Source organism: Porphyromonas sp. COT-290 OH860, assembly GCF_000768935.1.
Lineage (GTDB): Bacteria > Bacteroidota > Bacteroidia > Bacteroidales > Porphyromonadaceae > Porphyromonas.
In genome coordinates, this window is sequence record NZ_JRAR01000013.1 from 25,257 (window position 1) to 36,938 (window position 11,682).

11 protein-coding genes are annotated in these 11,682 nt (G+C 41.7%); all 11 read left to right on the forward strand.

The window, feature by feature from the left end; translation table 11 throughout:
• Positions 1-17 precede the first annotated feature (17 nt).
• The 11 genes from HQ41_RS01820 to wecB all read left to right on the forward strand — a co-directional run bounded on the left by HQ41_RS01820 (position 18) and on the right by wecB (position 11,415).
• Complete coding sequence (locus tag HQ41_RS01820) at positions 18-1,091, forward strand: hypothetical protein (protein ID WP_152567304.1); 1,074 nt, start codon at positions 18-20, stop codon at positions 1,089-1,091.
• Positions 1,072-2,130 (forward strand): glycosyltransferase, encoded by a 1,059-nt coding sequence (locus HQ41_RS01825; RefSeq protein ID WP_044187117.1) that lies wholly within the window; start codon positions 1,072-1,074, stop codon positions 2,128-2,130. Before HQ41_RS01820 ends, HQ41_RS01825 begins: the two co-directional genes overlap by 20 nt.
• Positions 2,105-2,971, forward strand: a complete 867-nt coding sequence (locus tag HQ41_RS09450) for a polysaccharide deacetylase family protein (RefSeq protein ID WP_081964723.1) — start codon at positions 2,105-2,107, stop codon at positions 2,969-2,971. Before HQ41_RS01825 ends, HQ41_RS09450 begins: the two co-directional genes overlap by 26 nt.
• Positions 2,950-4,002, forward strand: a complete 1,053-nt coding sequence (locus HQ41_RS01835) for a glycosyltransferase family 4 protein (protein ID WP_044187120.1) — start codon at positions 2,950-2,952, stop codon at positions 4,000-4,002. The genes HQ41_RS09450 and HQ41_RS01835 overlap by 22 nt, the downstream gene beginning before the upstream one ends.
• A gap of 293 nt (positions 4,003-4,295) precedes the next feature.
• A complete protein-coding gene (locus HQ41_RS01840) occupies positions 4,296-5,354 on the forward strand; it encodes a phenylacetate--CoA ligase family protein (RefSeq protein ID WP_161780570.1) in 1,059 nt (352 codons plus the stop codon).
• A gap of 286 nt (positions 5,355-5,640) precedes the next feature.
• Complete coding sequence (locus HQ41_RS01845) at positions 5,641-6,393, forward strand: AAC(3) family N-acetyltransferase (RefSeq protein ID WP_235316877.1); 753 nt, start codon at positions 5,641-5,643, stop codon at positions 6,391-6,393.
• Positions 6,390-7,445 (forward strand): hypothetical protein, encoded by a 1,056-nt coding sequence (locus HQ41_RS01850; RefSeq protein ID WP_044187126.1) that lies wholly within the window; start codon positions 6,390-6,392, stop codon positions 7,443-7,445. Before HQ41_RS01845 ends, HQ41_RS01850 begins: the two co-directional genes overlap by 4 nt.
• Before the next feature lie 343 nt (positions 7,446-7,788).
• Positions 7,789-8,277 (forward strand): histidinol phosphate phosphatase, encoded by a 489-nt coding sequence (locus tag HQ41_RS01855; RefSeq protein WP_044187128.1) that lies wholly within the window; start codon positions 7,789-7,791, stop codon positions 8,275-8,277.
• An 86-nt stretch (positions 8,278-8,363) separates the two neighbouring features.
• Positions 8,364-9,554: a delta-aminolevulinic acid dehydratase gene (locus tag HQ41_RS01860; protein ID WP_044187130.1), complete on the forward strand. Its 1,191-nt coding sequence runs from the start codon at positions 8,364-8,366 to the stop codon at positions 9,552-9,554.
• 3 nt (positions 9,555-9,557) lie between these two features.
• Positions 9,558-10,256, forward strand: a complete 699-nt coding sequence (locus HQ41_RS01865) for a WecB/TagA/CpsF family glycosyltransferase (RefSeq protein ID WP_044187132.1) — start codon at positions 9,558-9,560, stop codon at positions 10,254-10,256.
• Between the two features lie 4 nt (positions 10,257-10,260).
• Positions 10,261-11,415 (forward strand): non-hydrolyzing UDP-N-acetylglucosamine 2-epimerase, encoded by a 1,155-nt coding sequence (gene wecB, locus HQ41_RS01870; RefSeq protein WP_044187135.1) that lies wholly within the window; start codon positions 10,261-10,263, stop codon positions 11,413-11,415.
• Positions 11,416-11,682 lie beyond the last annotated feature (267 nt).

An 11,682-nucleotide genomic window follows, 5' to 3' on the forward strand; every position in this document is an offset into this window, starting at 1 on the left:
CGATGAGAGGCATAACGATGAATACAATGTTGCTTGGTGGCTTTATGGCCTCAAGTATTGTTTATACTGCGAACAAGGCTGCTCCTTTATCCATAGAGGGCATCATTATGTTTGTCTTAATGCTCGTATTTATTGTTTGGAGTATTTCTCGTGGCCTCAAGTTCTCCTTCACTGACCTTTTTGTTATACTAGGCTCTATTTTTTATTACTCTGGATATCTGCTTCTAACAGATGCACGACTAGAGAATATAGCTCTATATCTGTCCTCTATCTTCTTCTTTGTAACATTACAGAAGGTTAGAGTCGCTGGACGCAAAATTGCGATTAGTCTCATCTTATTTTGGTTACTCAGTATTGTCTTACATCCCGTTGAATTGATTAATAGTTTTGCAGCTACTCGTGTTGTCGATTATTTTAGTGGTTTCTTTCATAACTCGAATACTTTTGCCGCATATTCTACGGTTGTACTTTCGGCAACATTTATTTTTATTGAGAATCGAAAGTTACGTTGGTTCGTTGCAATAATGTTTTTGGTGATGCTATTTGCCCACCACTCTCGCAATACATTGCTGTTTGTTTTGCTCGCTTATGTGTTTTATTTTCTACTCAATAGGGGAAAGGGAAAGCTCGTTCCTTGGTTGTTCTTTATTTTGGTCGGTGGAGCTTTCCTTTTTCTTGTCGTGATTGAACCAAACTTGGCTGCTTTAGACTTTGCTCTTTTTGGAAAAAAAGCTGATACGGCAGGGAGGTCTGCGCAAGTTTTGTCTGTAGTCAATCATTTTAACATTAGATGGTTTGGTAATGGACTAGATACTATAGGTAAATATACTCATGATGTTAATAGCTATGCATTGCATAATGCTTGGATAAACACCCTGTATTCTATGGGGATTATTTACTCTACTCTATATATAATCTTTATTAGAAGTATTTATCGGAATATCCCAATTATTGCGAAGTCTTTTCTTTTGAGTTCTCATATCTATTTCTTTTTTGAACCAGGATTGTTTTTCTCTATCCTCATGGTATCCTCTTTCCCTATTATAGTAGCTATCATCTCTCAGAATAAATATGAAGATCGTACATTGTAAATATGGCTTCCCTATGGGTGGCGCAGAGGCATTGTTAGTTGATTTGATGAATAGACAAATACAGAAGCACTGTGTTTATCTCCTTCTCATCAACGATTTGTTCAATGAAGAATTGGCATCCAAAATAGACTCACGAGTTAAAATTATACGACTAAATAGACAACCAGGAAGTAGAAGTCCTTGGTTTATACTTAAACTAAATTGGTTGTTATTACACTCCATTAAGCCAGACGTACTACACCTTCATTCGTACTCTTTGCCTGCTATTATTCATTATCCGAAGCATAAATTTTTTGCGACGATTCACGATGTTGACGTACCGATTAATTATCATAAGAGGTTTCATAGAATTTTTGCCATTTCTCAAGCTGTCTATGAGGATATGAAGAGACGTATTGATCTACCTATTAACACCGTCATATTAGCTCCTAATGGTATTGATTGTGATAAGATTGAAACAAGATCTTCGGAACCTCTCAATATTCAACTTGGGGAGCCTATAAAAATCGTGCAGATTAGTCGTTTTGATGTGAATAAGAAAGGTCAAGATGTACTCATAGAAGCGATAAGACTACTTAAAGAGAATTACAACGTGAAAGTTGAGCTTACTTTTATAGGGGATGGTCCAGGCTTAGAGCCGATGAAGAAGCTTGTTGAGGAGTATGAGATAATTGATCAAATATTCTTCTATGGAGCTAAGTCTCGAGACTTTGTTTATGCCCATCTTAAAGATTTTGACCTATTAGTTCAACCTTCAAGATTTGAAGGATTTGGCCTAACAGTTGCAGAAGCAATGGCGGCGAAAGTCCCTGTGCTCGTTTCGAATATAGATGGTCCTATGGAGATAATTCAATCTGGAACTTGTGGTTATTACTTTCAGAGTGAAGACCCTAATAATCTGGCCGAGATGATTCTTTATATAAAGAACCACTATGATGAAGTAATCAGTACTGCCGATAAGGCTGTAAACTATGTCCGTAAAACATATAGTATTGATGCGATGGTAAATAAATATGAGCTTGGATATTATGATAAATAAATGCTTCCGAGAATCTCTAGGGGTTATTTTTTATCTCTGGTACCGTTTGTTGGGGAAGAGAGAGAATATACTTTCGCTCTACTTTCATAATCCGTCCGAAGATCTTTTCGAAAAGATCATTAGATCTCTTCATCGGATGGGATATCGATTTGTGTCTGTTGAAGAATTTACTTCAATACTTTCGGCTCCTACAGAAGCGAAAGCTCATAGACCTATCGCTTTTGTTTCGTTTGACGATGGTTGGAAAAACAACCTGAAGCTGATTCCGATTATGGAGAAATACAATGTCCCAATGACACTCTTCGTCAGCACAGAGCCTATTCTGTCTGGCAATTATTGGTGGGAATATCCTCTAGCTTTCAGAGGATTGAACTATGTGAATGGTCTTAAAAAACTGTCTCGTGAAGATTTTTTAGCCGAGGTTGAGCATTGTAAAACACTGGTGACTTTGGAGCGTTCGGCTATGACAGAGGATGAGTTGTGTCAATTTGCTCAGCATCCTCTTGTAGATATACAATCGCATACCCATACGCATCCTATCTTGACGAAATGCCCTGCAGATATTCTTGAGTATGAGTTAGTCTATTCTAAGAATTACTTGGAATCATTTCTTCAGAAATCGATAGACGTATTTAGTTATCCCAATGGTAGCTTTAGCCCCGAGGTCGTAGAGGGCGTGAAGGCTGCTGGATACAAGTATGCTTTCACCACGGAGGCAACTTCTATAAAAGACTGGGGTGGAGATTGGCTACAGATTCCACGGAGATCTATTAATGATGGAGGAGGTTTATACGAGAATCTTTCTAAGATTTTTGGTGTATGGCAGAGGATATTAAGGTAAGCTCTGTCTTGTCTATCGGCTGTAATTATAAGCCCGTTGGAGGTGGAATTGCTCAAGTATTGGATATATATGATAAGTATATATTCAAGGACTTTCGCTTTATTGCGAACTCGGGAGGTGGTGGCCTGAGAAATGTTGGGATACTCTTGATCTCTATATGGCAGTTGATTAGACAACTGCTCTGTAATAGAGAGATCAAGATTGTACATATACATACAGCTTCCTATAATAGTTTCTATCGCTCGGCGATTTTTGCATTACTCTCGAAGCTTTTGGGTCGTAAGGTGATTCTCCATATCCATGGAGGAGGATTTAAGGATTTCTATAAGACTAATCCCAAGATCATTAGATGGGTCTTGGAGCAGGCAGATTGTTTGATTGTCCTATCTCAGTCTTGGAAGAATTTCTTCGAGAGTATTACACAGAAGCCCCTTATTCGCATAGTTCCTAATCCTGTTGTACTGCCTAGTAGTGAAGACTTAAGACATAGGGAGCAAACACCTCTTCTGAGACTGCTTTTCCTTGGCCTATTGGATCAGCAGAAAGGGATTTATGATTTGCTTCAAGTTCTGGCTGATCATAAGGAAGAGTTTGAGGGCAGAGTATTGCTTAATGTCGGAGGCAATGGGGATGTCGCTACTTTTGAGAATACTGTCAAGCAAATGGGGCTAGAGCAACTTGTTTCTTTTCATGGCTGGGTATCTGGCGATAAGAAAAAGAATCTTTTACTTAACTCGGATGTATTCGTATTGCCTTCGTATGCAGAAGGCCTACCGATGGCTATTCTTGAGGCGATGACTTATGGCCTTGTGATTGTTGCTACGAAAGTTGGTGCTATTCCCGAGGTGGTAAATGATGATTATGGCTATCTGATGACTCCAGGAGACAGACAAATGCTGACAGAGATACTTCTAGATCTTGTTTCTAAAGAATCTTTTGTGAACAAACGAAAATTATCAAGAGAGGCCTCAAAAGAATATTCAATTGAAGAAGTCTCAAAATGTTTGTATAAGATATATCAAAAGATTTAACTATTAAGGTTATGAGCCTTGCTGATTACTTAAAAACAAAATCAACTAGATTCCCAAACTGGGTTAATTATCTCATTCTCAAGATAAATTGCCTTGGGGAATATATATATGGTCCGAGCTATCAGAAGTTCAAACGTAGCTCTGAGACTATAATTCCAGAAGATAGACTTCTGGAGATGGTAGATTATGCGATCAAACACGTTCCCTATTATAGGCAGAGGTACTCAGGCTGTTCGATAAATTCAATCCGAGACTTTAAGGCTATCATAAAGCCTATAGACAAAGATGAAGTTATGGAACACTGGGATGAATTTATCACTGATGAGATATCTTCTTTTGCTTATGTTTCAGGGACGACTGGGGGAACTAGTGGAAAACCTCTAAAGCTTTTATTCCCGCAGAACCGATATATCGTGGAGGAGTTTTTTAGTCGTCAAGCTAGAGCTTGGACGGGACGAAAATTTAACCTAAGAGCCACGATAAGGAATAATAAGCTATCCAATAATCAAGCATACGCGATTAATCCCTTTACTCGTGAGATAGTCTTCGATGCCTTTCGAGGAACAGATGAGTATACACGCACTATCCATGCGACGATTGTTAAATTCAAGGTTCGATTCCTTTTTGCCTATCCATCTGGTGCGCACGAATTCTTAAAGCGATGTGTAGACCTTGGGCTTGGTGTCGGTACGCTCGAGTGCTGTCTTCTTAGCTCTGAGGGTATAACCAATGAGCAATGGATATTTTTCAGAAAGCTTGGCTTGCAGGTTAGCATCACTTACGGGCATAGTGAGAAACTTATTCTTGCAGCTAATCGAGACAACTCCGAGGAACTATATTCGTTCCCTAAATATGGTTATTTGGAGCTCCTTTCGGATGATGGTGAAGATGTCAAGATAGGCGAGGTCGGTGAGATGGTCGGGAGTACTTTGTACAATCGATGTATGCCACTACTTAGGTACAAAACTGGTGATAAAGCGGAGTATCAAGGATTGCGCTACATAGAGGGGATAGGAACAAGTACTATTCTCTCTAGAATCTATGGCAGATGGAATATGTCTTTGGTTGTAAGGCATGATGGGGTACGTCTCCCTATGTCTGCGATTAATCTGCATAGTGCCTTTCTTGAGAAAGTAAGAGGCCTGCAATACATACAAGAGAAAGAGGGTGAGCTAATCGCAACTGTGATAAAATCTGAGGAATATAACCAACAGGATGAAGAGTTTATAAAATCTTTCCTTGCGAATGTTATGGATGGAGAGGAGTATGTGTCTATTCGCTATGTAGATAAGCTGATTTATCAGCCGAATGGTAAGTTCATTCAGTTTGTTTCTAAACTTGATCATTGTTAAAGTTTCTTGAGGTATAATCCTCTTTTCAGATTAGCTAGCATGAATAATAAGACCATAATTGTTCTTGGGCTTGCTCCTTATAGTATACTTGTTTAGCCGAAATATATAAGATGATATTGGGCTGAGACCTTATTTAGCTACATGTACATTAATAATTAAACTAACAAGGAAGTTTTATCATATGTATGTAAAAAAACTATTGAGGATGCTTCTTACTTCCGAGAGCCGTTCCCTTCTAAGACGTTGGAAGCGTAAATTTCATGGCATTGGGAAGGGGACTACATCATTGGAAGATCTAAGGAGAGTTCTCATTGATGATCTCGGGATTCGTCCTGGAGATAAACTCATAGTGTCTTCTGGCTTTGGCTCTTTGGGTGCCGAAGATTATTCACCCAAGGATGTTATTGAGCTCTTGCAGTCTATTGTTACAGAGAGGGGGCTTATCATGATGCCCTATTATCCCCCTAAGAATTCTTTTGAGTGGGCCTCAAGCGGTGAAGTATTTGATATGACTAAGACTAAGTCTGGGATGGGGATTGTAACAAATGTCTTCTCGAAAATGGAGGATGTGTACATGAGTATCCATCCCACTAAGGCCGTTTGTGTTTGGGGAAATGGTGCACAAGAAATTATTCTTGGGCATGAGTTCTCTCAAACCCCTTTCTATTGGGATTCTCCATATGGGAAACTATTGAAAATGGGTTCTAAGTCACTCGGTCTTGGTGTTGGTAATATCCCCATATTTCATACTTTTGAAGATGTTTGGGATGCTCCTAGGGATTTATACTATCAAGAGAAGAAATATGATCTAGATATTATTCTTCCTAATCAAGAGCTAATTAAAGTTAAGACCCTTGTTCATCAGTCTTATATCTCAGATAGACTAGAACCTGCTGCTGAGTATACAAGGAACTTAAAAGCTAAGTCTTATCATCGCTTGCCTTTTGGTAAATCTTTTGTGTGGATTGCTGATAATACAGAGCTCTCAGATATTACTAAGAGGCGATTTGAGGCTGGTCAAAATAGATTTAAGCGATGAAGCAGATACTATTTACACTAGACTACGAATTGTACGGCAATGGTACTGGCGATGTCTTCGACCATATTATCAAGCCTACTGAGGAACTCTTGGCTATAGCTAGGCGACATGATATTAAGTACACGATTTTCTTCGAAGTGGTGGAGTATTGGTACCTCAAGCACGAATGGGAACAAGGTAATAAAATGGGATACACTGAGAGCCCTGTCTTGGCTATGGAGGAACAGCTTCGTGAGGCTTATTTGCAGGGGCATGACATTCAGCTACATCTACATCCTCAGTGGATTGATGCTGTGTATCGAGATAATCAGTGGGTACTTAATCTCTCCAATTGGTGTCTAGGACAATATCAAGGCGAAGGAAAAGACTCTCTTTTGAATCTACTTAAGCGAGGGAAAGAAACAATAGAGGAGATTATTCGCCCTGTTGATCCGCTTTACAATTGTATTGCTTTGCGTGCAGGTGGCTATAACGCACAGCCGTCCGAAGAGATTGTGCGAGTGATGCGCCAAATCGGACTAAAGGTAGATAGCTCTATTTACCCGGGAGGTTTTGAGTCTGGCTCGCTATCCAACTACGATTATACCGCCGTAGCTCCCGACTTGGGCCATTGGTATGTGGAGAATCAGCTAGAATATCCAGCTCCCCGCACAACGGACATTGTGGAGCTACCTATCGTTTCTTTCCCCATTCGCCGCTTGCAGAAGTATCTATCTCTAGATCGAATTAAGGCTCTCTTCCAAAATCGTAAATCTGCAGCCGATACTTATTCCGCCAAAACAGCTAACAAGGGTGGCATCTTAGGCAAGATAAGTTACTTCGTAGAGACTGAATGGCAGACTTGGGACTTCTGTCTATTCTCTACTAGTCTACATCGTCGCTTTTTGAAGCAGGCCAAGAATCAACGGACTCGAGAAGAATTTGTTCTTGTTGGTCACCCCAAGAGTTTTGTCTCTGGAGATAGTTTTGAGCAATTGCTGAAGCAGATTAAGAATGACTTTAGGTCAATAACAATAGCAGAGTGGTATAATCAGAAGTCAAAAAAACTTTAGATTGTTCTGATTTAAAATAGCTTTTGTTCGTGCTTTAATACTGATTAGAAAGTATTTTTTACTAAGTTTGCCATAGAGCCTTAGGGCGATGCGAACTAAGATTTCGCAAGCTATTGAGGCCTGTTTGTTTTCTGTTTAATAACTATAATTAAGTCCTCCAAGGAGGGGCTTGTCGGTGAGAGTCCGACCGTTTGTAGTTTAGTATTATCTATCTTCGGCAATAGTCTTAACTATTCACCTCAATAGTTTTAACTATTCTCTTAAATACTTACGACTATTTTAAGGAATAATTATAACTATTTCCTAAAGTTTGGTTTTACTGGCTGGGCGAACCTTACACACTATGGCAGACAAAACATTAAATTACACACTACACCGGCGCAAGAGCACGGTAGGTAAGAGCAAAGGGCAGATGGTGCAAGTTGCCCTACCTTCGGGGCGTAGTCGCGTGGGCTTTCGTCATTTTTGCGAACGTGTAGCCAAAGGAACTACCTTTACGGCGCAAGAAGTTGCTGCAGTGATTAACTATTCTACAGAAATAGCGAAAGATATAGTAGCAGAGGGTCATATGGTTGAATTTGGAGATTTAGGAGTCCTTAAGCCTAGCTTCAAAAGTATACTCGTGCCTGTAGAAGAAAAATTCCTTGCATCTAAGCATATCGTTAAGCCTGTGGTTAAGCTGCAACCCTCTAAGGAGTATTTCACCTTGACCAATGTTGATTACGAGCGCATTGAGCCTAAGCCTAAGAAGAGCAAGAAGAATGAAGGAGGCCAGACACCTCCTCCCTCCGATGATGATTCGTCTAATGGAGATGGTCACGTTGGACTGTAGTCCTTATTAAAGGGATAGCTTACTCCAATCTATAAAGAGTGAGCTATCCCTATTTGTACACAATAATTGATATTCAATCTAGCTATATGCTAGCTTCATTCCTCAAATTAAAGAAATACTGCGAGCAAGAGGGCTTCAAAGGTTGGGATCCATACGATGGATTAAACTCAAAAGTCTTTCAAGCCTTGCCATGGCTCAAGCAATCAGCTCTATGTCGTCTGATTGTTATTCAGGGGTTTAAGCGTTGCCCAATTAACCTAAGGCATTTAGCCTTAGTTCCTAAGGAGTATAATGCTAAGGGGATTGGGCTGTTTCTCCAAGGCTATTGTAACCTCTATCGTCTTGTGGAGCGAGAGCCTCAATTGGCTAGGGAACTAGGTTCTCTTGAGGAACTCCGTGCTCAAATCAAGAAACTAGCAGATTTACTTTTAGAACTTCGCTCACAGGGTGGTTATAGTGGGGCTTGCTGGGGGTACAATTTCGATTGGCAGGCACGTAGATTATTCCTCTTTCCCAAATATACACCGACAGTTGTGGCTACCAACTTCTGCGCTACTGCACTGATAGAGGCCTATGAGGTTACTCGTGAGCAGCAGTATCTCGATGTAGCTCTCTCGGCAGCTCAATTTGTAATCAAGGATTTACAGCGCACTCCCTATAAGGATGGGGTCTTATTTTCCTATAGCCCTCTAGAGGGAAATGATACAGTCTTTAATGCTTCTCTGCTTGGGGCGCGTCTTCTAAGTTTCTGTTATCATTATACTAAGGATGAAGAATATCGTACCCTAGCTCGCCAAACGGTATCGGCATGCTGTGAAGCACAAGCCGAAGACGGCTCTTGGGTCTATGGGATGCTCCCTGTGCAGTCTTGGGTTGATAGCTTCCACACAGGTTATAATCTAGATGCACTCATTGCCTATCAAGAGCTAACGGGAGATGCTTCCTTTGCAGAGAATATAGAGCGTGGGCTGTCGTATTATCTAGAGCATTTCTTTGAGCAAGATGGAATGCCCAAGTATTATCACAATCGAACTTATCCGATTGATATTCATTGCCCCGGACAATTGTTTGTATCTCTGGCAAGACTTCATTGCTATGGCGAACATCATGAGCTAGCAAATCGAGTAATGGATTGGACTATCAGCAATATGCAGGATAAGAAAGGCTATTTCTACTATCAAATGAAGCCCGGCCTTAGCTCCAAAATCCCTTACATGAGGTGGAGCAATGCCTTCATGTTCTACGCAATGTCTTATTATTTACTGAATAAAGAATAATTGATGCAGCAAATACTACTAGGAGGGGTAGGGGTGTATCCCTTTGCTTCTGCAGGTGAGTTGATTAGTTATGTGGCAGAACATCCGGCTATATTGGTTGCAATCAATGCGGAGAAAATCATACATGCGACGGATGAGCTGAAAGCTATTTACAATCGTAATCTTGGTTATTCTGATGGGTCTGGAGCTGTGTTTGCACTCAAAAAGAAAGGCTATCAGCACGCCTGCAAAATAGCTGGCTGCGAGCTTTGGCTGAAGATTATTGAGCGATATAGTGGGGAGAAAACCTTCTACCTTGTGGGAGGTAAGCCCGAGGTTATTGAGGCGACCGTGCAGAAACTTCGTCAAGATTTCCCCACAATCAATATCGTTGGTTATAGAGATGGCTACCTCAAGAGCGGAGATGATGAAGCTCTAATCGCCGATATTGCCGAGAAGAAGCCTAGTGTCATCTTCGTAGCTATGGGCTCGCCTAAGCAAGAGTTGCTGATGGAACGTATGCAGAGGCAACATCCCGAGGCCATTTATCAAGGCCTTGGAGGTAGCTTTGATGTCTACACTGAGCGTGTAGATCGTGCGCCAGAATGGTGGATTCGCCATAATTTGGAGTTTGCTTATCGCTTGATTAAGCAACCTAGCCGCATTAAGCGTCAGATTCATCTCGTGCGCTTCCTATTCAGAGTGATGACAAATCAAATATAGACCTATGAAAAAGGTGATGCTAGTCTTCGGGACAAGACCCGAAGCAATCAAGATGGCTCCGCTAGTCAAGGAGTTCCAAGCTAGAGCAAATGAGTTTGAGACGATTGTCTGCGTTACTGGGCAGCACAGAGAGATGCTTGCACAAGTATTGAGTCTCTTTGAGATTACACCAGACTACGACCTCGCAATTATGAAGGAGGGACAAGACCTCTACGATGTGACGAGCCGAGTGCTGCTAGGTATGCGTGATGTGCTCAAGCAGGCACAGCCTGATGTCGTGCTCGTACATGGCGACACGACTACGAGCACGGCTGCGGCATTGGCTGCCTTCTATCAGCAGATCCCAGTGGGTCATGTGGAGGCAGGTTTGCGTACGCACAACATTTATAGCCCATGGCCAGAGGAAATGAACCGTCAATTGACAGGACGTATCGCTACTTATCACTTTGCCCCTACGGAGCTAAGCCGAAAGAATCTGCTTGCAGAGGGCGTTAGTGAGGAGCAAATCCTAGTAACGGGCAATACGGTAATCGATGCCCTACAGCAGGTCGTAGAGCGCATCAAGCAAGACTCTACCTTGCAGAAGCAAGTAGATGAGCAGCTCCTTGAGGCTGGTTACGATGTGTCTCGCCTTAGCCAAGAGCGTAGATTGGTGCTGATTACGGGGCATCGCAGAGAGAACTTCGGCGAAGGCTTCCTAAACATTTGCCGTGCGATCAAGACGCTGAGCGAACGATTCCCAGAGGTCGATTTCGTCTATCCTATGCACCTTAACCCCAATGTGCGCAAGCCTATTCATGAGGTTTTTGGTGAGGATTTGCAGGGGTTCGGCAATCTATTCTTCATTGAGCCGCTAGAGTATCTGCAGTTTGTTTCGCTGATGGAGCGTTCGTCTATTGTCCTCACTGACAGCGGAGGCATTCAGGAGGAAGCCCCCGGTCTTGGCAAGCCTGTGCTCGTGATGCGTGATACGACTGAGCGTCCCGAGGCTGTGGAGGCCGGTACGGTTAAGCTCGTCGGTACAGACTATGAGCGTATCGTCGAGTCTGTCGAGGCTTTGCTGACCGATGTGTCTGCCTATAGCCAAATGAGCCGAGCCAATAACCCTTATGGTGATGGTAAGGCCTGCGGACGTATAGCAGGGGCTTTGTTAAGATAAACGGATTATTCTGTTTTTTACCAGAGTGGGTGTATTGGGGCGTGAAGCCCAATACGCTCTCTCTTGATTGAAGTGTTTGTGATTGTAATCCATAGCCTGAGGGGTTGGAATTATGGTATGGGGTAGGTCTGTGGTGTTGCATACTTAGATTGTGTGTACCTAGAGATATAGCAGCAAAATAATCGTGATAATCGTTGAGAGGGCCGCTTATTATTAGTATCTTTGCGCCCGACAATACAGAGTGTTTATAAATAAATTACAGTAGAT